Genomic DNA, 22,994 nt, shown 5'->3' with positions numbered 1-22,994 from the left:
ATGTTACGCTTATCTTCCTCGATCGACAGCGATGGCGGTCGACCCAAGAGGTGGATTCAGGAAAAGTCGGGCCGCGAGTGTGTGAGCCATTCCAGCAAAGTTTTCGACACGTCGACCCACCACAATTGGCTTTGGCATTACGAACGACCTCTCCAACCCAAAATCTAGATTCGCACCAAGCGGGATGAACTGTATCCGGCTTGCCAACATCTCAAGAATGTCTTGTGGTATGCGAGAGCAAATGTACGCAGCTTCGAAATCAAATAGTGACAGCGCTTGGTTGAGCGCATCGGTGAACTGTTTTCCGATGTCGTCCAACCAGCGATTGAGTTCCGTTTCGCGGTTTGAGGATAAGCTCGACACCCCTTTCCAGCTATCCCAATCGTCAAGCTGCAATGCCCGCCTGAGGCCAGGCTCACTGGGGCGCTCGCTTCCTTCTTTGAAAAGCCTACCGACCACTCCGGCGTTGCCATGGTGGCCGTGCACCAAGCGTCCATCTGCGACAATCCCTCCCCCGATACGGGCATCAAGAAAGATGGCTATGAAATTTTGGCGACGGTCCTCTTCGAGGATGCTCGTCGCAATAATATGCCCATCGTTCTCAATCGCGGTAGGAACACCCGTCAGTTGCTCGATCTTTTGCTTAAGATCGATTTCAGCCCACCCGCCCGGATCAACTCGAGAAACAATGCGTCTTCCCCGTTCGAGAAAGAATCCTGAGGCTGCAACACCTGATGACACAACACGCGCATTTTGTGGAAGATCCATTGACAGGTCAGCGAGGAGTTCCTCGATCACACCAAGCTGTTGCCGTGATCGCGTGAACTCCTGCCGAACGGTCTCTCGACTTATGATCTGACCATTCAGATCACTGAAACTTACCGTAATTCGGTCGGGGGCGAGCACGATCCCAACAGTCAGGAGCGAACTGCGCACAAACTCCGTTATTTTAGGTCGTTTGCCCCGAACGCCCGTAGGCTCATCTGATTCGATTATTATCCCCGCCTCGATGAGCGGTTGGACGACTCTCATGGCGGTTTGAGGTGAAAAACCCAGTTCGGCGGCTAGCTCGTGGCGACGCACATTCGGCCTGCGGATTACCTGCCCAAGAAACCGTCTCTGATTGTCATTGAGTTCCAAGCCTAGCTTGTTCAAGTTCTCTCGCCTTCTCTCACATTGTACAAACGCAGGACTCGGTTACTATTGAACCCGTTCCGCCTGAATGGGTCCGCCTTCAACAACATGTCGCCGGTTGATTGCAAGACCGCGTTCGTCAAAGAGATGACAATCCGCAGCTTTGAAGCCGACACGGAAGCGCTCACCAGGCTGATGTGGGAGGGATCCGGAAGCGAGCGTTGTGATGCTCACGTCGTGGTTCCCATCGACTTTAGAATAGCTGACCGTGTGAATTCCAAGTTTCTCGACGACATGCGGAATAACATCCAGAACCGTGTCGTTGGGCTCAAGTCTTATATGTTCCGGGCGAATGCCTAAGATCAGATTCTGCCAGTCTCCTTCGGCCGCAGGGTCTGCCGGCACTTGAAACTGGCTACCTCCCGGCAGCCGCACGACAATCGAACCCGCTGTTCGCCCTTCATAAGTTACCGGAATAAAATTCATTTTGGGGTTGCCAATAAAGCCGGCAACGAACATGTTTTGAGGGCGGTGATACAGGTCGAGCGGGGAACCGACTTGGCTAATGCCCCCTTTGTCTAGAACCACGATACGATCTGCCATGGTCATCGCTTCGACCTGGTCGTGGGTGACGTAGATCATCGTTGCGCCAAGGTCCCGATGAAGTGACGTTAATTCCACCCTCATCTCGGCCCTGAGTGCGGCATCTAGGTTTGAAAGTGGCTCATCGAACAGGAACACCTCAGGCGCCCGTACGATCGCGCGGCCAATGGCGACGCGCTGCCTTTGTCCACCGGACAATTGTGATGGCTTGTGCTGCAAGCGGTCTTCCAACTTTAAAATCTTCGCAGCTTTATTGACCAAGCTCTCAATTTCCCCCGATGAAGCCTTTGCTACTCGCAGCGGGAATGCGATATTTTCGAAGACAGTCATATGCGGGTAAAGCGCATATGACTGGAAAACCATCGAAATTCCCCGCTTCACGGGCGCGAAATCATTTACAACAACATCGTTGATGCGCAGCTCTCCGCTACTGATTTCCTCCAGCCCGGCAATCATTCGGAGAAGAGTGGATTTGCCACATCCAGACGGTCCGACAAACACGACAAATTCGCCGTGTTTGATGGACAGGTCGACGCCCTTTATGACGTCAACGGGACCATAGGCTTTACGCAAGCCTTTGATAGAAAGACTACCCATTACGAATTTCCTTAACTGTGGAATATGGTGGTCCGCACGTGTCGCGCGTGCCGACTTGGGCTGGATCGCTATTTTGCTGCATCCAGTTTGCCAGCTGCGGTCGATACAGCGTCTTCCGGGTTGGATTCTCCGAGCACGACTGCCTGAATGGCTGCGTTGATTGCGTCCTGCATCGCTATGAAATCGGAGACGAGTGGCTCCGGGCCGCCATTTTCGACTGAATTGAAGAACGTCGTCCAGTTCGGGTCTGCTGCGATCAGTTCTTCTGTTTTGTACTTGAACCGCACAGGCATAGATCCCTGACCAATGTCGTATGCCAACTGATTGTCAGGACTGGTCAAAAACTTTACCAAAGACACGGCTTGTTCCTCGACACCCGTCTTTTTGAAAACAACCAAACTGTCGGATATGAGGGTGCTTCCGCTCTTGCCGCGCGGACCGTGTGGCACCGGAGCAGTCGCCCAATTCAGGCCTTTGGGGAGAGCTTTCCGCTCCCAAGGGCCGGATATAAACATTGCGAGGCGGCCTTCACTGAAGAGCGGGCTCAGCTTCACGCGGTCATACGCGATTGGGCCAGGTTGCGCGTAAGGAACAAGATCCTTGACCAAACGCATTGCCTCGATGTTGTTAGGAGAATTGAAGACGACCTCACCCTTGTCGTTCAAAACGCTCCCGCCGTTCGAATAGACCAGATCCAGGAACTGATGCATCGTGTTGTTAAAAGACGCTGCAGGGATACCTACACCCATAGCCCCTGTCTTCTCTGTAATGACTTTAGCGGCAGCGACGAATTCAGCCCAGGTGGCCGGTGGTGAGTTCGGATCCAGTCCAGCTTTTGAAAACAGATCCTTGTTGTAAAAAAGTGCTTTGCTAGAGAACGCGCGCGGGATTCCCCATGTCTCGCCGTCGATCGTGACGGTCTTGATGACCTGTGGCGCGTACATGGATAGTTCGTCCGCAGTGAACTTCACTGGAACGATCATGTCGTTCTGCATCAACTGAGGCAGGTTTCTCGAGCCAATATACGCAACGGCAGGAGGGTTGCCAGCTGCGGCCAGCGTCATTGCCTTGTTCTCACATTGCCCCCATGGGACGTACTCGACGTTGACCTTGAAGCCGGTATTTGCCGCCTCCCAATCGGCCACGGCCCTGTTCTGCGATGGGGTACCACCACCGGAATCGGCGCCGCACCGAATCATGTGGATTGCCTTGTCTGCAGCCAGCGATGAAAGCGCCGACGCGAGAACCATCGCCGTTGCACTGATCGTTAGGGCAAATAATTTATGCATGGTCTTCTCCCCTTGGATGACTAGGATTTCACTGCGCCAGACGTAAGGCCGGCAACGACGTATTTCTGTAGAAAGGCGTAAACGACCATCACGGGCAGGATGCCGACGAGGCTTGCTGCCATGACTTGGTTCCAGAGAATTTCTTGTTGGCCAAAGAACTGAAACAGGCCAACAGGAAGAGGATTGATTTCACTCTTCGAGTTGAAAGTGATCGCGTAGATGAATTGCTGCGCGTATCCAGAGATAAAACCGGCGACAGCTACCACGATGATACCCGGCATTGCCACGGGAATAATCACGCGTCGGAGCGTGTACAGACGGCTCGCCCCATCGACCAACGCGGCTTCCTCAAGTTCTTTTGGAATCTTCAGGAAATAGGAGCGTAGGAGCCATATCTTCGTTGGAATATTGAATGCCGTGCCGGGTAGAATGATTGCTAAATATGTGTTCAGCAGTCCCAGGGACTGCATTACCTTGTACAAGGGAATGATCAACACCGCACCTGACACCATATTGATGGCCAGAAACGCCGCAAGTAGGCTGCCCTTTCCCTTGAACTCGTATCGTGCAAACGCATAGGCTGCAGGTATCACCGCAGTTAGACCGAGTAGGGCAATTGCCAATGCGATGAACAATGAATTGAAGATGTAACGAGGCAGCATCGGCACCGTCGACCACATGTCGAGATAGGCTTTGAAACTCATCTTGCCCGAAAAGAAGCGATAGGGGACGGAGAAGAGGCCGTCGATCGGCCGAAGAGAAACCAGGAAAGCTTCGATAAACGGCGCCAACATGAAAAGCAACAACGCTGCCAATCCGACGTATATGAGGAGGATTTCCCACCATTTATATTTATTGATCATGAGTTTTCCTTTGAGGCAGTGATGCGTCGCAACAACAGAAAATAGGCGAGCGAGAAAATCGCTAGGAAGAGGACGATCATGACTGCGCGGGCAGAGCCTTCCCCGAACTTGAACCGTGAGATCGCTGACTTGTAGGTGTCTATAATCATTGTAGTTGTGGCGTCGCGAGGCCCACCCTCAGTGAGAATCCAGATGATCTCGAAGGAGTTGAACGTCCAGATGGCTGACAGCAGAGAGATGGTTGCGATCGAGGGAGCAATCAGAGGAAGCGTTATACGCCGAAAGCGATAGAAGCGGCCGGCCCCATCGGTCCAGGCAGCCTCGTGCAGATCGGATGGCACGCTTTGCATCGCTGCAAGCAGGTAAAGGCTTACCAAAGGAATACCGACCCAAACATCGACAACGATAGCTGCCATGAAAGCAGAATTGCGAAAGGCTAAAAACTCAAAAGGACCCGCTAAAATCCCTAGATTTTGGGCTACGCCGGAGATCATTCCGTACTGCCCATTGTATAGCCAGCTCCAAATGAACGCACTGATGGCGATGGGAACGATCCAGGGCGGCATAACCAAAAGTCTTGCAAGCGTTCGTCCCGGAACGGCTGCGTTCAGGAGAACGGCGCCCAAGAGACCGAGGAGCATCTTTAAGCTGACCGAAACTGCCATCCAGACAAATGTTCTGGCGATGACCTGAAGAAAGCCGTCGTCGAACATCTTCTTATAGTTGAGAAGCCCAACAAAGCGGACATTTGGGCCCATCGTTGCATTTGTAAAGGAGAGCCGGAACGTCTCTACAAATGGCCAAGCCACGATGAGGACGCTCAACAGGACCGCCGGCGCCAGCAGGAGATAGGGGAAATAGTCGAATGACCTCTGTTTCATCTTTGTATGAACTCTCTATTTGACGTCTGCAAGCACAGCCGCTCGCGAGAGGGCCGACGATTGGTCTAGGATGCGGCAAGGATGTGCGACCGAACTAATTTTGGAACGGTTCCCACTACACACCTGCCGAAGCTTGGCCCCACAACATCTGCTTGGTTGGCAAGGGTGATACCCCGGACATCATCGCGATTTGCTAGGGGAGCACCACCAGACTGGCCGCCAATTTTATTGATTCTAAAGCCTTTGCCTGAGCAAAGGACGTCCTCTAACTTCGCGCATTGTCGTTCCCGTCTTTTTAATTCCAGAAGGGAATATAATATTTATTTGTGCCGGTCAAGTCGACTATTTGCGCCACCATGTGATATGAGCAGCCAACGCAGGCCTAACGAACCGCGCGGTTTATGCCGGCTGGAGGACGTGATGGCTTGAAGTTAAATGCAGATCGGCCATTAATTCCATTATGGAATTGAAATGTGCGTTAAACCGACTTAGTTTCGGTGCGAGGCAACATCACCAGCGATAAAAGATTGGCAGAAAAAACGTGAATCTAAAAATTCGACAGCACGCTAATGCAGTTTCAAAGCAACAGGTCACTCTATCCGAGGGGATGGTGACTGACAGAGTGATCGTGAACATCGAAGGCTTTAGCGTCGAGGTCTACGGTGACGGCGTTGTCAGCCCACAGGTCTCGCAGGCGTCCCTCGCCCTCGCCGCTATAAGACTTTTGCGCCCGGATGCCTTTGCCGTACCTCATCCCTCTGCGAGAGCGGCAGTTCATCGGTCGACACCTGGGATATCGGGAGGAACAATCCAGGCTTGGGCTGAGCGCGTCGTTCAAACACTTGATATGTACGAAAGGGATCGGTTGTCGGTCGCCGACATCTGGTGGAGTAGACGTAAGCAGGAACTTGAGACGCTCCCCGCTCCGGTTGCCCAACTGGATTTGATGCGCCTGAGGAGCGCCACCATCGACTTTGATGAAATGCTGGCGAATGCGAACTACTTTTTGTTCGAGCACAAAGAGCTCGATACCCCTTTTGAGGCGTTCGGCGATCCTGTCGGACTTATCATATCAAATGGTCAGATAGTGTCCCCGCCCCAAACGGGCCGATCGTGCCTTTGCTTTGGCAACGGATCGATCAGCATCGAGAAATTCGCATTTAGCGACCTCAGCATCTCTCTACCAAACGGTGCCCAGATTGATGCCCATCCACTCGGGGCTTTCGATCACGATAAATTCGCTAATCACCCGGTAGCACTCGCTCGAGGTTTTGGGGCTCCGGGCGGCCTGACACCAGCCAACGAAGACACATTTGAGATAGTGATTGTTGGACGACACGCAGTAGCGGTGGCGCAGGGCGGATCAACCCCGATCCCGCGCACAGGGTGCGTGCTGGTGTTTCCAAAAGCGCCATCAGAAGAAGTCATAGCTGCCCTGAGGGATGGAGTTCCTCTCATGTACAATCTCGGTGTGAAAGCTCTGCTCGAGGCTGTCCAAGCAGGACCGTCTATCGTCCAAGACGGTGCGATACCAATGGATGACCGTTTCTTCGTCCGTGAAGGGATGCATCTCGAGTCCGCGGTCGGCGACATGGCATACCCGGCACCAGCAAGTTGGAAAGCGGATTGGCACCATACCCGTGCAGCACGTCTTGGCGCCGGCATTAGGGCTGACGGGAGTTGCTTTCTTCTCGCGATTGAAGGCCAATCGGCATTCCTGGAGACACCGGTCAAAGGCGCTACGCTGTACGACTTGGCAGACCAGTTGCGATTGGAGGGAGCAGTTCATGGTATCCACTTAGACGGAGGTGGATCGGCGCAGTTGTTCAGACCATTTGGAGGCGCACTTTTGCGTCCGGGCGATTTCTGCAAAGCGTTCTCCGATACATTTGCTGACTACGACCGTCCCATCCCTCTAGCGCTGAAGCTCACGTTAAAACGAGCGTCCTGATGGCCGCATCTTTTGCTCGCGTAGAACAAACGAGGTCTTGCTTGCCAAGGAGCCATATTTCAATGAAAGTCGCTATCGATCGGCAGGTGGGATGTCCCGGCCGCGTAACAATACCCTTCGCTCACCGTAAGACATCGGCGCTGCGACACATTTCCGAAGCCTTAAGCAGTGAAAGAAAATGTAGCGACAATCCAGGCGTCGGCCGTCGGGATCTGCCGCCTCTCGTTTCCTGCGTCACGCGTTATTCGGTGCATCCATGATCTGCGGCGGCATCGATATAGGCGGCACTAAGATCGAGGCGAGGCTGTTTTCCGAAGATCTGACAACCTTGGACCTGCGGCGCGTCCCAACGCCAACGGAGCGGCTCGACGATTTCATTGATGTTCTGGCCGCGCAGGTGCGGTGGCTTGAACAACTGTCCGGCGAACGTAGGGAACTGCCAGTCGGCGTTGCATTGCCAGGCCTTATTGATACCAGAACCGGGCGAGCCTTTACCTCCAATCTTCCGGCGAGCGGCCATGATATCGGAGCGCTGTTGTGCGACAGGATCGGCCGCAGACTTCCGGTGATGAATGATTGCCAAGCATTTACTCTGTCTGAAGCCAATGGCGGTGCGGGTGAAGGCTTCGATACCGTTATCGGGCTGATTTTAGGAACTGGCGTAAGCGCTGGACTGACATTTAGCGGCCGCCTCACCAAACGGCTGAATGGTTCGGCGTTGGAGGTCGGACATATTATGGTTCCGGCATCCGCGGTGCTGGAACAAGGTTTGCCGCTCTGGACGTGCGGTTGCGGCCGAGTCGGGTGTTTCGAGCAATATATCTCAGGGACCGGCCTTGCCGCTATCGGTAAACACCGACTAGGTCGACCAATGAGAGCAGAGGAAATCGTCACTGCGGCACTTTCCGGTGAGCCGAACTTTGCGGAAGTGCTCTCGGAGTGGCTGAGGATTGCTGCGGAATTCCTACTGATCATTCAGCTTGCACATGATCCCGACTGCATCGTTCTGGGTGGAGGGCTAGCGCGGATACCGGGTGTCGCGAAACGACTGCAAGCCCCATTTCAAGCCCTGCTGCTTGGTGAGATGCAGATGCCCGCCATCCGCACGGCCATGCATGGCGACAGTTCCGGTGCCCGCGGCGCTGCGATCATGGCAACAGGGCGAACCTTCTAGTATTTCGGAGGCTATAAATACTGAACCCAATTTCTATCCGTGAACTTTCCATGCGAAACTCGGACAAAAACCACCCTTGACATAGCCGAGAGGCGGTCGAGCGGGCGCCGATCAGCTCCAAAGGCGGTGACGTTGCTCTTCAATGCCAACCTTTCACCTGCAGGTTGACCATCTCATGAGATGAACATGCCGTATTGGGTTGACCGACACTAGCTAGCGAAAGAGGCACTCGCCGTCGCTTGGATAGGAACACCTGAGGTCTTCGCAAGATAGCCAGAAGAAAGAGCCGGACAGCGATCACGCATGTCCGGCTCTTTGGGTGGTACGGGCGGTGGATGACGTTCAGTTTGCGTAGACAGCGGCCGCAGAAGGTCCATCGCGCTTGGCGAAATAGGCATCGAGGCTGAGCGCGCCTGCTCCGAAAGCCACGACCTGTAGCAGGCCACCGGTCATCATGACGTTCTTGAAGAAGTGGACCATGGTGTTTTCATCGGCGAGGTTGCTGTGGAAGTAATAGGCGGTCACCAGGGTGAAAATGGCGAGCAGAGCGGCGACCGGCCGGACCTTGTAGCCGGCGACCAGCAGCAATCCGCCGCCGATTTCGAGCGTGATCGCGCCGATTGCGCCGAGCAGAGGAAGCGGAATACCGACCATCTGCACAAGGTCGACGGTCTTGGCAAAAGTGGCGGCCTTGGCGAGACCGAAGAACAGGAAGGGAAGACCGATGAGGAGGCGGCCGGCGAGAGGAAGATAGCGAGTGTCAGACATGTTGATTTCTCCGTTGGTTGGTCTGGATGGTTCCGCATCCGTATTAAGACGATGCCTGCGGAATGGCCCTTTCACTAGCCATCGAACTTGCTACGCGATGTCCCCAAAAGCGGGACAGACCGTCGCACCCTTGCCACGCTCACTATTATTGCTGTGGGACAGGCCCGCCCTCCCGATTTCTGCGCCGAGCATCCAAAAAGTCACGATGGAGGTAGGTGGATTGAGCGGGGACACATCCTGCCCGTGAAGTCGCGCTTCGTTCCGGCTGCAACTTCACAATAAGACCGCGTTAACCGAAACCGTAACACGATCGTCGGCTAGAGAGATTGCGGCATCAACATATGGCCACAGTCTACCTCTTAACGGTTCAGATCGAGGAATGCGGTTGCGACCAGCCGATCAACATCTGTCGGAACAGGGATAAGGCAGTCGTCGGGGCCGAGGGTTCGGCTCGCCACTCGCTCGAGGCAACGAGCTTGCATAGCAAAGCCGAGATCCATGGCTTCGATAGTATTGCCAAGCGGACGGGGGCCGGCAAGATTCGCCATGTGACCGGCCGCGAGGAGATGAATGCGGCGGCCGTCGGCAAGCGCCAGCGTCTCGATCATGTCTTCTGGCGAGGTTGCAAGGGATACGACAGCTGCATCGGAAATAAGGCCATCTCGGTCAATTTCATGCGGGAAATGGCCTCCATTCATCAGAATGGCACCGTCTTTCAGGAGCGGCATGTCCGCGGCGGTAACAATGTTGGGATAACCGGTGACTGTGACAATCACGTCGGCAGCCCGCAGCGCCTCGTCGCGATGCGGTGTCGCGAACCCGTCAAGATGCGCCTCCAGCGTCGTAACCGGATCGATATCGACTACGCTGACTGTGCTGTGGCCGTGGCGAAAGCAGGCCGCGGTTCCTTTGCCGCAGGCGCCGTACCCAAAAACGAGCACACGCTTGCCGTTTGTTGAGCGGTTGGTAAAGCGCAGATAGCTTTCGAACAGGCTCTGGCCAACCCCATGCCGGTTTTCGGCGAACTGCTTGATTGGGCTGTCGTTGATGACGAGGATCGGTCGCGCCAGATCACTGCGCAGCGGCATTAGTCGGGTACGGCCGGATGTGGTTTCCTCAGTGCCGCCGATTAAGCTGTCATAGGGACGTTCTAAAAAACGGGCAAAGAGATCGCCACCATTGTCAAGCAGCAGGTCGGGCTTCTCATCCAATAGCGCGTCGATGAAGGCATGATGGGCGCTGGCATCGCGGGTCTGCTCGCCGACGATAGCGACGCTGTTTTCCCTGAGAAAGGTGACTGTCGCCGGTTGGGTGCTGTTAAGATTACCTGTCGCAATGACACGCGCGCCGCCGGCCTTCAAAGTCATGAGCAGGGCAGCGGTCTTCGGCTCCAGATGAATCGCAGTGCCGATGGTCAAGCCGGCGAACGGCCGCGTTACGGTGAATTCAGCCGCGATGCCCTGCAGCAGTCGACAGCTCGAGGCGACCCAATCAATGCGCGAAAATTGCTGTCCCTGTTGCATGGCACTACCTCCGGTCTCTTGGTCGCTGGCAGATAGAGCATTTTCCGCGGGGCCCGACAGGGACATTATTGTGCATCTAAGGGCAATTTATCTGCACCTTCATGCATAAGCCATTTTCGTAGCGAGCCGATTGCCATGCCATCGGCGTCCACACTGCGGCAGCACAATCGATATCCTACAGGGCGGGTGACGAAACCAAACGGGGCCACAAGCTTGTTTTCTTCCAGCTCGCCCTCAATAGAAGCGCGTGGCGCCGCGACAATGCCAAGCCCAGCCTTGGCAGCAGCGATGGCGAGGTCCAACGTCTCTGTCTCGTAGCGCTTCTGGAACCGCAACGGCGGCATGCCGCTTTCGCGGAACCAGTCGTCGAGCAGGTGCGCTGTGTCGCGGGCGATGATTGCGGTGGTGGCCGCGATCTTGGTTGTATTGCTTGCCACCAACAGTTTGTCCGCCTCTACCGGCGCGCCGACAAGGCCAAACTCATCCTTCATAAAGCTGAAGGCAGCGATATCCGGTAGCGGCCGGTATTCGCCGCCCGCGATCAGCGCGTCGAGGTCAGGCCTATCCGCGAGCGTGAAGGCGAGGTCGACCGGGATGATGTCAATATCCAGTTTCGGTAGATCTTCCATTAGTCGCGAGAGGCGCGGCATCAGCCATTTGGTGGCCATAGGCATTGGCACGCCGAGTCGAATACGCTGGCGACGCCCTGCATCGGAGATTTCATCAGCAGCGCGAATAAGTATATTTAGCGCGACGGCCGCCGCATCCGCAAACCTTCGGCCTGCATCTGTAAGCGTCACCCGTCCGCCTTCTCGCGCTAACAGCGTTACGCACAGATTATCCTCAAGGCTCGCCATCTGCTGACGCACCGCGCCAGGGACGACACCTAACTGCTCCGCTGCGGCCCTCAGGCTGCCACACCTTGCGACCGCATCGAAAACGCGCACCGCATTGAGAGGGATCGAAGCTGCGCGCGTTCGATGAACCACATTGATTACAGTTTCATCCCGGGCCATGACTGCTTCGCCTCCAAAAGGTCGATCTTTGTCTTAGCCGGTCCGGATGACCAAGAAGTTTCTACTTCACGTTCCCTCTAAGTAGTCGTTCCGCATCCGTATCAGCCAGCTTGGACCATCAGCGAGTATAAACAGTCTCCCCGTTCCGTCAGCGTGGGGAAGCGGCGGCAGATGACAACGCCATCGACTTCAAAAACCAGTCTTTCGGGGTCGGCGAGTGGGTTGTCGAACGAATGCAAAAGACCGGCATCCTGCCCCTTGACGACAGTCTCTCCGCATTCGACATGTGGCTCGAAAAGCCCACTGCGCGGCGCGTAGATGGAGCCGCTGCGGCTTAGCGAACGCATAAATTTCGTTCCTGGAGAAACCTCTGCCACAACGTTCGGCGCAATTCCATATGTCTTGAGGACGCGCCGCACGCCGTTCACGGCGATTGATAGGCCTCGTGCCGACAACGTGCCGCCGCTTCCAAGCTCTGTGGTCAACGCCGGAATGCCATGCTGTTCTGCCGCGGCGTAAAGCGTGCTCCCCGCCCCACCGCCCTCTCCTGTCGTCACCACGCTATATGGTGCCCCGAAAGCTTCGAGAAGCGCGCGGATTTTCGTGGTCGTTTCCGGGGTAAGCCCCGGACGGGCGAGCGCCACCGGATAGTGATCCAGTGATTTTCCGCCCGAATGGAGATCGATGACGATATCCGACAGGGGGAAAAGCACGGTCTCGACGTAATGCGCGATCATCGCCGTCGGGCCGCCGTTGGCATCGCCCGGGAAAAGCCGGTTCAAGTTGCCTTCATCGAGAGGCGAAACGCGCCGCCCGGCGACGACGGCCGGATAATTCAGCGCCGGCAGAATGATGATCCGGCCGCGAATTTCCTCCGCGGTGATCGTTCGCGCTAGTTCGAGCAGGGCGATCTGGCCTTCGTATTCGTCACCGTGGTTGCCCGCCGTCAACAAGGCGGTCGGCCCCTCGCCGTTGCGGATGCAGATCATCGGGACCGGGATCCAGCCATAGGCGGATTTATCCGAGGAGAACGGTACGCGCATGTAATCGGACTGCTTTCCGTCCTGTTCGAAATCGATCCTGGTCCAGGCACGGGTGGCGGCCATTTGTGTTCCTTTCTGGAATGCTTGGAAAAATCATAGAATTTGATGCAGGAAAGTGCGCGTGCGCTCATGCCGCGGATTGGCGAAAAATTCAGCGGGCGGCGCGGTTTCGACGATCGAGCCGGCGTCCATGAAGATGATCCGGTCAGCGACCTCGCGGGCGAAACCCATCTCATGCGTCACACAAATCATCGTCATGCCCTCCTCGGCGAGCGAGCGCATGACATCGAGAACTTCCTTGATCATTTCTGGATCAAGAGCGGAGGTTGGCTCGTCGAAGAGCATAACCTTGGGATTCATGCAGAGCGCCCGTGCGATCGCGACGCGCTGCTGCTGACCGCCGGAAAGCTGGCTAGGGTATTTGCTAGCCTGCTCGCTGATGCGCACCCGCCTGAGCATCGCCATGGCGACCTCCTCAGCCTGTGCACGGGCGATGCCCCTCGCCCGCGTTAAAGCCAACGTACAATTCCTGAGCACCGTCAAATGCGGAAATAGATTGAAGTGCTGGAAGACCATGCCGACATCGCGGCGCAGTTCGTGCAGCCGGGCTGCCTTCGAGCTAACCTCGCGGCCATGCACGACAATGTCCCCCTCCTGGTGAGATTCCAGTTGGTTGATGCAGCGAATGAGCGTTGATTTGCCTGAGCCAGAGGGGCCGCAGATAACGATCTGTTCGCCCTGCCGCACCTCAAGACCAATCTCCTTGAGGACCTGGAATGTGCCGAACCACTTGTTTAGCCGCCGCACCTGCACAGCGGGGTGTTTTTCTGTGACGACCATTGTAGTTCACCGCCTGGATGAGAGGAGAAGCCGCTCCTCGAGCAGTCGGACCAGCTGAGCGATGGAAACGGCAAGGATGAGGAAGACGATACCGACGATTGCCATGGGTTCCGCGTACCGGAAGGTATCGGACGCTACCTGCATGGAAGCGCCCAACATTTCGTTGACGCCGATGACAGCGAGATACGGCGTCGATTTTAGAATACCGACAAAATAGTTGCCCATTGGAGCCGCGATATTGCGAAGCATCTGAGGAGCGATGACAAAGACCGTGGCATCGAAGCGCGTCAATCCGATTGCTTTGGCTGCTTCGAACTGGCCTGAAGGAATGGCCTCGATACCGGCCTTGAACACTTCTGCAAGGTAGCCGCTGTAATAGATGCTGAGGCCGACGACGCCGACGGCGAGCGCCGGCAGTGTCACACCGTAGAACGGCAGCACAAAATAAAAGAAGTAGATCTGCACGAGAGCCGGCGTCGAACGGATGAAGTCGATCACAAAGCGGACAAGCCATCCAATGTATCGATTGGAGCGCCGCATCATTTCCAGCGAAAACCCCAGCAGCGAGGCGCCGATACAGGCAGCTATCGCGACAAGTATCGTTGTTGGGATCGCCTCAACCACGACCGGCAGCATCGACAGCGCGAACTGGACATCAAAGTTCACGATTGCCCCTCCCCTGCGGCATAGTCCGCCGCTCTAGCCACCGCCCGAAGACCGTCGCGGGATAGCAGATGATGAAGTAGGCGATGAGCAACGCGCTGTAGATCCCCGCGGGATTGAAGGTCACCTGGTTGATCTCCATTGCCCGATGCGTCATGTCTGAAAGCGTAATCAATGAAACAAGAGCCGTTCCCTTAACCAACTGAATGAACTGATTGACGAAAGTCGGCGTCATGGCCGCGAAAGCCTGAGGCAGTTCGATCAGGCGGAGTATCTGATGGCGGCGGAGACCGAGTGCGAAACCCGCCTCCACCTGTCCCCGGTCGAGCGCCTGCAGCGCTGCCCGAACCGATTGGCTTCCATAAGCGCCGATATGGAGGCCCAGTGTCATTGCTCCCACGGCGATACCGGAAAGCGTGATGCCCATTCCCGGGAGCGTGTAATAAAACACGAACATCAGTACCAGTATTGGCGTGCTACGCCAGAACTCGATGACCGACGTCATGAGCGTACGGCGCCAACCGGCAGTAAAGTACTGCAATATCCCGAACACCAGAGCGAATGGCACGGCATAAAGCATGCCGTACAGTGTGACCGATGCGGTCACACTGAAACCTTCAAAGATGCCGGAGAGGATAGCCGTGAAGGTCACGTCCTTACCTTCCTATTAAGCGAGTGCGGGTTTATTTCCCGGCGCAGATATCCAGCGTCGTTTTCGACGGAGCCATATCGGAATCCGCAAAGCCGTATTTAGACATGATCTTCCGGACCGTGCCGTCGGCGATCATCTTCGCAAGCTGCTTGTTGTAGGCATCACGCAGGTCTTTATCTTTCGATCGGAAGGCGACGGCGGTATACATGGCCGCCTCGCTGCCATCTGCTTTCAGCAGCCCTTTGAAAGGCATTGCCCGTTCCAAACCGGCAAGGTTCGGGTCGGCCAGCAGGGCCTGTGCCGACGGAGCGGAAATCGTCGCTGCATCGGCGCGGCCCGAAAGAATGGCTGCGAGCGTTGCCTGAGCATCCGTCAGTTGCAACACCTGATCTGTCGGGACGCCGGCATCTAGCGCGTTCTTCGTGTTGAGCGAACCACGCCCACCGGAAAGCTTGATATCCGGGTTCTTGGCGATGTCGGCATAACTATGGATGTTTTTCGGATTGCCTTTCTTGACGATCAGCCCATCCAGGACGGAAAGGTCAGGCTCGCTAAAGACGACCTGGCCGCACCGCTCCGGGGTGATAGATATACCTGATGCAATCATGTCGAAACGATTAGCGTTGAGGCCGGGTATCAGCGCACCGAAGTCAGAGATGACGAAATCGATCTGCTTGACGCCAAGCGGTTCGAAGGCAGCGCGCACGAGATCGGGATGGAAGCCGGTCACCAATCCGTCTGGGCCACGAAAGCCCCAAGGCGCGCGGTTATGAATTCCGACGGTGAGCTTGCCGTCGGCGACTGCCTCCTCAATTGTTTTTGCTGCCGATGTCGATGGTAGGCCGGCTAGGCCAAGCAGTGAAAACGCGGCGAGGCTAGTCGCAATGCGGCGCGTGAACTTGTTCATGTCATTCCCCTTTTTGTTATAGTCGATGGATTCGCTGCGTCAGCCAGCTTTGCGCGTTTCGGTCTGAGCAGAGCGGTCTGCGATATCCGCGAAGAACGTCTCGATATCAGTCATGAGATCATCTGGGTCTTCTAGGCCGACGCTCACGCGAAGGATCAGGTCTTCGCCATCCCATTGCGTAGCGCTGCGGTAGTGCTTGATCGGCATGGGAGCCATGAGGCTGCGGGTGCCGCCCCAGGAAGCGCCGATCGCGAAGGTCTTCAAGGTATCGAGTGCCACAGCGACATGCGGGATCGCTGCAGGCTGGAACGTCACGCTAAAGACACCGCTTGAACCGAGGAAATCGCGTTTCCAAATGGCATGGCCCGGAAAACTGGGAAGCGACGGATAAAGAACCTGATCGACGACAGGATGTTTACGGATCCACTCGATCAGCGTCTCCGCACCGGCCGCTGAGTGCTTTAGCCGAACGCCGAGCGTTTCGAAACCACGCAGCACGAGCGAAGCGTCGTCCGGAGAAACCCCGATCCCGAAACGCCCAAGTGTCGAACGGATGGGCGCAATGAGGCTTTCATCCTTGACGGTAAGGGAGCCCATTAGCAGATCGGAATGGCCTGAGACGTACTTGGTCAGGGCCTCTGTCACCATATCTGCGCCCAGCGCCAGCGGTTTGTAGTTCAGCGGCGTCGCCCACGTGTTGTCGCAGCCAACCAGCGCGCCGTGATGGTGGGCGATCTCGGCGATACGCGGCAGATCCTGGATTTCCATCGTCGTTGAGCCAGGCGACTCACACCAGACGATCTTCGTCCTGTTGTCGACCTGACGCGCCAAATCTTCGGTATCAACCGGGTCGTAGTAGGCAACCTCGATGCCGAAGCGGGCGAGATCCCGGCTGGCGAAATCACGCACCGGCGGGTAGGAGGTATCGGCGATCAGCACTTTGTCGCCAGCTTGCACGAACGGCAGGATGCCGACCGTATTCGCTGCTTGTCCGGACGGCAAGAGGAAGGTCCATGCCCCTTGCTCCAGAGCGGTGAGCTTGGCTTCCAGTGTGCGGGTGGTAGGCGTTCCGTAGAGCCCATAACTGTAGCCGTCATGCCCTCTCTGGCCGCGTGAAGCGTACGCTGCCGCGTTGTCGAACACTATCGTCGAAGCCCGGTGTGTCGCGACACCGAAGGATTCAAAGCCCTCGGTCTTGACCTTGGGTGTTACCACGCATTGCGTCAGGTCTTTCATGTCTTGTTCTTCCTTACGGGGCTTTTCGCCTTGCAGACTACCTGCCCCAAAGAAGCACGCCGCTTGCTATTCCGTCCAATATTAAGATTAATGCAGGTTATTCTCGCTGGTTATGGATTAGGAAGCCCCATGGATATGAACATCCGCCACCTTGAGGTGTTTCATGCGGTCATGACAAACGGCACGGCCTCCCGGGCAGCGGAGGTGCTGCGCATTTCGCAGCCTGCGGTAAGCAAAGGCATTCAGGAACTTGAACGCATTCTCGGCTTCGATCTTTTTCATCGAATCAAAGGCAGAATGCTGCCAACAGCCGAAGGCCAGCTCTTCTTCCGAGAAGTGGAAGGATCCTTCTCCGGCCTCATACATCTCAGAAGTGCTGCAGCGCGCATCCGAGATTTCGGGTCCGGTGAGATACGTGTCGCCAGCCTTTCTGCTCTCAGCACCAATGTGATGCCAAAAGCCCTTCGAGCATTTCAGGCGCTCCATCCCAATGTCGCTATTACCTTCCAGGCGCGCATGTCCTCGATCGTGAAGGACCTTGTGGCGGGCGGGCAGTTCGATGTCGGGCTTGCTGCTGACGAGATCGACGTGACCGGCGTCGAGGCCCGGCCGTTCGCCCGCTACCGGGTGGCGATTGCAATGCCCGCAGGACATCCGCTTGAAGCACGCCAGACGATCGAGCCGTCAGATCTTGACGGGCAAAATTTCATTGCCCTTTCACCGGAGGATACGACCCGGCGGGAAGCGGATATCATCTTCGCGGAGCAGGGAATAAAGCCGAAGATGGTGCTGGAAACGCCCTATTCTACGACAATATGCGCCATGGTGCAGGCAGGCCTCGGGGTGGGCATGGTCAATCCCATGACCGCGGAACCCTACATTGGAAACGGCCTCTCCCTTCGACCGCTCGCCGCGGCAGTGCATTTCCGGACGCTGATGCTTTTGCCGCCCAACCGCCGGCCATCACGGATCGTGTCGGACTTCATCGAGGAACTTCTTAAGCATTCCAAGTTCGAACCCTAGCTAACACGTATCCTCTTCATCTCCAGGGTCTGATAAAAGGCAGGCTTCAGGAAGGCGTCACACCATTGCGCCAGAAGAGGTTAATCGCCGGAGCGCCAATGAATGCCAGGCTTCGCACTGAGGAAGCGAAAAAGATCAACGTCGTGCGGTTACGAAAACACGCGCTCTTTAACCGCCGCAAATCCGGAAATACAATGCAATTGCAGAGTATCTATAACGAATTTCTAAGGCTTTCCCTATAAACTAAAAGCTAGCAGTTTCCGTGCGGGTGGCCAATCATTGCTCCAGTCTGACGTCATGCGAGTCCTGCACGCCTGCTCATCGCCTGCACTTGTGGTCGAGGCCGAGGGGCGCCGCGTCGTCTTCGCGAACCCAGCGGCGAACGCCCTGTTCGGTCCTAGCGAAATTGCACGGTGGCCGCCTGCCTCAAAACTCATCACCGGGTGGGACGCATCAAAGCCGAGCTTTCCAGCTTCGATCCAATGTCGAGCTGGCTGGTTGCCTTGCAATGTCTCTTTAATCCCTTTGTCGGGCGAAGACCGCGATCGTCATGCGGTTTTGATCACCAGTAAACACTCGCTTGAGCACGACTTGAAAGAGGCCAAACAACGCTTGCAGTTCGTCATCGATATGCTGCCACAGGCAATTTGCCTGTTTGATCATGACGATCGCTATGTGCTCTGGAACAAGAAATATGGCGAACTCTACACGGACATTGCCCAGCATCTGAGGCCGGGAATCCTCTTCGAGGACATTTTGAGGATCAGCCTGGCCAGTGGCGAAATGTCGGAAATTGCGGACGATGAAGAGTTCTGGCTGAAGCAGCGTATGGAAAAATTTCGGCAGCCGGCGTCGCAGGAAGAGCAGCAACTCCGCGACGGGCGCTGGCTGCGCCACGATGATCGACGCACGCCCGATGGCGGCGCTATAGGCATGCGTATCGACATCACCGAGCTCAAACAGCGCGAAATCTGGCTCCGGGAATTGTTCGAAGCCAATCCGATGCCAATGTTGCTGTGCGATGGGGTGACCCTTGCAGTTCTCCAGGCCAACAATGCAGCGGTAGAATTTTACGGTTACGGTTTGCACGTACTCCTTACGAAGACGGCGATCGACTTGCATGTCGAAGAGGAGAAGGACCGTTTCGGTGCAGCCATCGACGGTCTCGAAGACCACTGCAACGCACGCACTGTTTGGCTTCAGCAGTCTTCGGCAGGAACGCTCCTTCATGTCCTCATCTATGTACGGGTTGTCTATGAGGGCGCTGCAAAACGTCTTCTTCTGAGTGTCGCTGATGTCAGCGATCGCGTTAACGCTGAAAGAGAAGCAAATCGTCTTGCCTATCATGACGCCCTCACGGGCTTGCCGAACCGCATGTTCTTCTACAAATGTCTGGAAGAAGCCATCGAAACGGGGGGTAATGACGACCTAGTTATCTTTTGCCTCGATCTGGACGGCTTCAAGCCGGTCAATGATACATTCGGCCACGCTGCTGGAGACGAAGTATTGAAACAGGTTGCGGAGCGATTGCAGAAGGAAGCCCGCGGGCGAATGGTAGCGCGGCTCGGCGGCGATGAGTTTGCCTTTGTCTTTCGTGCGCCAGTGAAATCCATAAGCGACCTAGCGAGCCGATGCATTGCCGCGTTAGAGGAACCCATCGCGATTAAGGGATTGCCCATCAAAATCGGCGTGAGCATAGGAATTGCCTCTTCCTCGCTCAAAGAGCCTGACGGCGAGGTGCTTGTCCAGGCGGCCGATCGCGCCCTCTACGCCGCAAAGGCTGCGGGCCGCGGCACATGGAAGCTGGCCTCCGACCTCAACACCGATACGCAGGAGGAACCGGGCTACGCACGTCTTCAGTCGACGGGATGACTTATGCGGTCAACTGAACCAGGCCAAGGCGGCTTGCGCCAATTCTCCCAAAGGTCTTACGTTATAGCAGCTAGCAATTTGATTCCCTCTAGGGAACTGGTGGGCTGATCGGTTCAGAGGGCCAATGAAACCAACCCCATTGACGCAAATACCCGCAGATGCCAACGCGCGCAAAGCCATTCCTCCGGTTATATGCTATCCTGTAGACAGTCTGCCACGGGTCGATATCGCGGCGTATCGGCAAGTCAGGGAACATCTCGATCTCGTTGGGACGGTAAAAGCTGAGCCACGTGATGCGGTGACTTGGCACGTGCCCGCCGGACACTTCTTCCGCATTATCTGCAGCGACGGGCCTCAGGTCGGGGATCTCAATCTGTTCAACGCCCATGATCTGAGCGAGCGGTTCTATAGCGGCAAGACCCGCGCTCTAAACGGCACCCACCTTGGCGTCGGCGACCAGCTGTTCACCACTTTTCCGGCCATGCGGCCGATGGCGACGATCACGCATGACACGCTCGATTGGTATGGTTTCGACGAGTTCGGTGGCGCAGTACATGACGTCATCGGAACACGGTGCGATCCTTATACCCACAACCTTCTCAGCAGTGGTGGCCAGTATCATCATTGCTGCCACTCTAATCTCACGCGGGCGCTCGCAAAAGCTTCAGGCAAGTCGCTGGATGAAGCCGAGCCCTTCATTCATGATGTCCTCAACGTCTTCATGTGCACGGGGTTCACGCGGGATACGGGGCAATACTTCATGAAAGCCAGCCCTGTTCGACCTGGTGATTACCTTGAGTTCTTTGCAGAGATCGATCTTCTTGGCGCTCTCTCAGCGTGTCCGGGTGGCGACTGCGGTGCAGAACATTCGTCCGACAACGTCGCCTGTTTCCCTCTCGTGGTGGAGATCTATAAACCTGCGAGCTTACCAGCTGGCTGGGTGCCGCCGCGGGTAAACGGCTACGATCGGTCACATGGCGCCTGAGCAGCACTCATGGACCGGTCAGGAATTCTGCCAGTCGTGGGCAGACAAAGTCTAAGAAAATCCTCACGCGGTGTGGCAATCTAGGGCCGCCTAGATAGAGAGCGTGTATCTCTTCTTCATCACCATCGACCGCGTGGGAAAGAACCTCGACGAGCCGCCCGCCTCGGATGTCGTCCCGGACATGATAATCTCCAAGCCGGGCAAGGCCCACACCGGCAAGTGCCATTCGCCGCACTGTCTCGCCATTGTTGGCAAGCAATGGTCCAGCAACCGCGCTGTCGACAATTCTACCGCTCTCTTTTAGAGGCCACACAGGCGCCGCCCTTCGGAAGTTGAACCCCAGGCAGTTGTGTCGATTGAGGTCATCGACAGTTTTTGGCTCCCCGTGACGATCCAGGTAGGTTTGCGATGCGACTATTTTGCGTCTGGCAACACCTATGCGACGGGCAATTGCCGTGGAGTCTTGTAAAGATCCTACGCGGAATGCGACGTCCGTACGGTCACGGTAGAGATCTGTCATCTCATCGGACAAAGACAAATCGACGATGATGTTGGGGTGTGACTCCCAAAGCGCCGGAAGGACTGGCTCGACGCCCAGGACTCCGAAGGCGACTGACGCATTAACACGTATAGTTCCGCTCGCACTTGCTGCGCCGCGTGTAAGTTCGCGCTCAATTTCTTCGAAGCCCGCTAGAAGCTCCGCGCTTTTTTCGTAGTAGATCTGACCTTCTTCAGTCAGAACGAGCTGGCGCGTCGAGCGCTCAAGTAGCCGCACGCCGAGGCGGGTTTCGATCCGGCTGATGAGTTTGCTCACGGTGGAAGGCGTCATCAGCAGCGAGCGGGCGGCCTGCGAAAAACTTCCCGCCTCGACGACGCGCTGAAATACCAACATCTCGCCAGCCCTGTTATCCATCACGCGTCCCTTCGATGAAATCGTTTCACAGATAAAGTGGAGCGACGCCGTATTATCAAGGCCTGAGATTGCACTTATCTTCCCGATTATGAAACTTCGCTTACGCAATTGGCGCCACAGGCAGAGGCCGTTCGTGCGAGTTGCCGGCATTTTACCCCAAGCCATGTCGAAGTGCGACGTGATCAATCTAAGGAGACTTCGAAATGGAAACCATTCGTGCTCATGGAGCCGTGATCCCAAAGCTTGGATTCGGCGTATTCCGAATGTCCGACGCGGAGGTGGAACGGGTTGTTCCAGCGGCGCTGGACGCGGGCTTTCGTCACTTCGACACTGCCCAAATTTATCAAAATGAGGCCGCACTCGGACGGGCTCTGGAAGCGGCCGGCGCCAAGCGTGCGGAACTTTTCCTCACCACCAAGGTCTGGGTGGACAACTACAGCCGGGACAAGTTCGCTGCGTCGGTAAACGAGAGTCTCGAGAAGCTGAGAACTGATCGTGTCGACCTCCTTCTCCTGCACTGGCCGGGCGACAAAGTGTCAATTTCGGAGCAGATAGAGATGCTGAACGGTGTGCAGGCCGCGGGTAAAACTCGCTTCATCGGTGTCAGCAACCAGAATGTTTCGCAACTCAAAGAGTCGATCGCTGTGAGCAAGACCCCGATCGTAACAAACCAAGTCGAAGCACATCCGTACCTCGACCAGGCTCGGCTTATTAGCGCAGCGAGAGACGCAGGTGTGGCGCTCACAGCGTATTATGGCATGGCTGATGGAGCGGTCCCCCGTGATCCTATTCTTCAGGAAATTGGCGCCCGCTATGGCAAGTCTGCCGCGCAGGTCGGGTTGCGCTGGCTTCTTCAAATGGGCTTAGTCGCTTTGACGAAGACCGCCAAGCCGGAGCGCGTCAAGGAGAACATCGAAGTCTTCGACTTCGAGCTCTCGGCCGATGATCTGGCGACGATCAGCAAGCTCGCGCCCCCCGGTGGTCGCCTCGTCAGCCCTCCGGGCCTGGCGCCAGCTTGGGACGCATGAGCCAACTGCTCTTTCGATACCTCTAATTATTTT

The 22,994-nt window shown here is 56.1% G+C and carries 21 protein-coding genes; 6 read left to right on the top strand and 15 right to left on the bottom strand.

Annotated elements, in window-relative coordinates; genetic code table 11:
• Positions 1-9: 9 nt before the first annotated feature.
• From OCK01_RS21280 to OCK01_RS21260, 5 genes are all read right to left on the bottom strand, one after another.
• A complete protein-coding gene (locus OCK01_RS21280; protein ID WP_263825701.1) occupies positions 10-1,155 on the bottom strand; it encodes an ROK family protein in 1,146 nt (381 codons plus the stop codon).
• Between the two features lie 45 nt (positions 1,156-1,200).
• Positions 1,201-2,334 (bottom strand): ABC transporter ATP-binding protein, encoded by a 1,134-nt coding sequence (locus OCK01_RS21275; protein WP_263825700.1) that lies wholly within the window; start codon positions 2,332-2,334, stop codon positions 1,201-1,203.
• Positions 2,335-2,402: 68 nt separating this feature from the next.
• The gene (locus OCK01_RS21270; RefSeq protein ID WP_263825699.1) at positions 2,403-3,623 is read right to left on the bottom strand and encodes an ABC transporter substrate-binding protein; all 1,221 of its coding nucleotides are present in this window, start codon (positions 3,621-3,623) and stop codon (positions 2,403-2,405) included.
• A 20-nt stretch (positions 3,624-3,643) separates the two neighbouring features.
• Complete coding sequence (locus OCK01_RS21265; RefSeq protein ID WP_263825698.1) at positions 3,644-4,486, bottom strand: carbohydrate ABC transporter permease; 843 nt, start codon at positions 4,484-4,486, stop codon at positions 3,644-3,646.
• Complete coding sequence (locus tag OCK01_RS21260) at positions 4,483-5,367, bottom strand: carbohydrate ABC transporter permease (protein ID WP_263825697.1); 885 nt, start codon at positions 5,365-5,367, stop codon at positions 4,483-4,485. Before OCK01_RS21260 ends, OCK01_RS21265 begins: the two co-directional genes overlap by 4 nt.
• Positions 5,368-5,989: 622 nt before the next feature.
• Here OCK01_RS21260 and OCK01_RS21255 point away from each other — a divergent pair.
• Both OCK01_RS21255 and OCK01_RS21250 read left to right on the top strand, forming a co-directional pair.
• Positions 5,990-7,318 (top strand): phosphodiester glycosidase family protein, encoded by a 1,329-nt coding sequence (locus OCK01_RS21255; protein ID WP_263825696.1) that lies wholly within the window; start codon positions 5,990-5,992, stop codon positions 7,316-7,318.
• Between the two features lie 256 nt (positions 7,319-7,574).
• Positions 7,575-8,492, top strand: coding sequence for an ROK family protein (locus tag OCK01_RS21250; protein WP_263825695.1), 918 nt, complete (start codon positions 7,575-7,577; stop codon positions 8,490-8,492).
• A gap of 342 nt (positions 8,493-8,834) precedes the next feature.
• Here the strand turns inward: OCK01_RS21250 and OCK01_RS21245 are convergent, their stop codons facing one another.
• From OCK01_RS21245 to OCK01_RS21205, 9 genes are all read right to left on the bottom strand, one after another.
• Positions 8,835-9,260, bottom strand: a complete 426-nt coding sequence (locus tag OCK01_RS21245; protein ID WP_263825694.1) for a DoxX family protein — start codon at positions 9,258-9,260, stop codon at positions 8,835-8,837.
• Between the two features lie 359 nt (positions 9,261-9,619).
• Entirely contained in the window at positions 9,620-10,783 is a 1,164-nt protein-coding gene (locus OCK01_RS21240; protein WP_263825693.1) for an adenosylhomocysteinase, read from the bottom strand.
• Positions 10,784-10,848: 65 nt separating this feature from the next.
• The gene (locus OCK01_RS21235) at positions 10,849-11,799 is read right to left on the bottom strand and encodes a LysR substrate-binding domain-containing protein (protein WP_263825692.1); all 951 of its coding nucleotides are present in this window, start codon (positions 11,797-11,799) and stop codon (positions 10,849-10,851) included.
• A 101-nt stretch (positions 11,800-11,900) separates the two neighbouring features.
• Entirely contained in the window at positions 11,901-12,905 is a 1,005-nt protein-coding gene (locus OCK01_RS21230; RefSeq protein ID WP_263825691.1) for a succinylglutamate desuccinylase/aspartoacylase family protein, read from the bottom strand.
• A 30-nt stretch (positions 12,906-12,935) separates the two neighbouring features.
• Positions 12,936-13,682 carry an amino acid ABC transporter ATP-binding protein gene (locus OCK01_RS21225; protein ID WP_263825690.1) on the bottom strand — a complete coding sequence of 249 codons (747 nt, stop codon included), beginning with the start codon at positions 13,680-13,682 and terminating at the stop codon, positions 12,936-12,938.
• A gap of 6 nt (positions 13,683-13,688) precedes the next feature.
• On the bottom strand, positions 13,689-14,348 hold the full coding sequence (gene ehuD / locus OCK01_RS21220) for an ectoine/hydroxyectoine ABC transporter permease subunit EhuD (protein ID WP_112951317.1): 660 nt from the start codon (positions 14,346-14,348) through the stop codon (positions 13,689-13,691).
• The gene (locus tag OCK01_RS21215) at positions 14,338-14,997 is read right to left on the bottom strand and encodes an amino acid ABC transporter permease (RefSeq protein WP_263825689.1); all 660 of its coding nucleotides are present in this window, start codon (positions 14,995-14,997) and stop codon (positions 14,338-14,340) included. The genes ehuD and OCK01_RS21215 overlap by 11 nt, the downstream gene beginning before the upstream one ends.
• 31 nt (positions 14,998-15,028) lie before the next feature.
• Positions 15,029-15,904 carry an ectoine/hydroxyectoine ABC transporter substrate-binding protein EhuB gene (gene ehuB, locus OCK01_RS21210; RefSeq protein ID WP_263825688.1) on the bottom strand — a complete coding sequence of 292 codons (876 nt, stop codon included), beginning with the start codon at positions 15,902-15,904 and terminating at the stop codon, positions 15,029-15,031.
• A 39-nt stretch (positions 15,905-15,943) separates the two neighbouring features.
• Entirely contained in the window at positions 15,944-17,140 is a 1,197-nt protein-coding gene (locus tag OCK01_RS21205; protein WP_263825687.1) for a trans-sulfuration enzyme family protein, read from the bottom strand.
• A gap of 129 nt (positions 17,141-17,269) precedes the next feature.
• On the opposite strand from OCK01_RS21205, the gene OCK01_RS21200 reads away from it, so the two are divergent.
• The 3 genes from OCK01_RS21200 to OCK01_RS21190 all read left to right on the top strand — a co-directional run bounded on the left by OCK01_RS21200 (position 17,270) and on the right by OCK01_RS21190 (position 21,020).
• Positions 17,270-18,163, top strand: a complete 894-nt coding sequence (locus OCK01_RS21200) for a LysR substrate-binding domain-containing protein (protein WP_263825686.1) — start codon at positions 17,270-17,272, stop codon at positions 18,161-18,163.
• A 279-nt stretch (positions 18,164-18,442) separates the two neighbouring features.
• Positions 18,443-20,035: a diguanylate cyclase domain-containing protein gene (locus OCK01_RS21195; protein ID WP_263825685.1), complete on the top strand. Its 1,593-nt coding sequence runs from the start codon at positions 18,443-18,445 to the stop codon at positions 20,033-20,035.
• A 124-nt stretch (positions 20,036-20,159) separates the two neighbouring features.
• On the top strand, positions 20,160-21,020 hold the full coding sequence (locus tag OCK01_RS21190; protein ID WP_263825684.1) for an urea carboxylase-associated family protein: 861 nt from the start codon (positions 20,160-20,162) through the stop codon (positions 21,018-21,020).
• 7 nt (positions 21,021-21,027) lie between these two features.
• On the opposite strand, the gene OCK01_RS21185 is transcribed toward OCK01_RS21190, so the two are convergent.
• Positions 21,028-21,933 carry a LysR family transcriptional regulator gene (locus tag OCK01_RS21185; protein WP_263825683.1) on the bottom strand — a complete coding sequence of 302 codons (906 nt, stop codon included), beginning with the start codon at positions 21,931-21,933 and terminating at the stop codon, positions 21,028-21,030.
• Between the two features lie 203 nt (positions 21,934-22,136).
• Here OCK01_RS21185 and OCK01_RS21180 point away from each other — a divergent pair, with 203 nt between their 5' ends.
• Positions 22,137-22,961, top strand: coding sequence for an aldo/keto reductase (locus tag OCK01_RS21180; RefSeq protein ID WP_263825682.1), 825 nt, complete (start codon positions 22,137-22,139; stop codon positions 22,959-22,961).
• Positions 22,962-22,994: the final 33 nt, after the last annotated feature.

Source organism: Rhizobium sp. TRM95796 (assembly GCF_025779995.1).
Taxonomy (GTDB): Bacteria; Pseudomonadota; Alphaproteobacteria; order Rhizobiales; family Rhizobiaceae; genus Rhizobium_E.
Note: the sequence above shows the minus strand (reverse complement) of the source record. Positions and strands in the feature narration are given on the sequence as shown.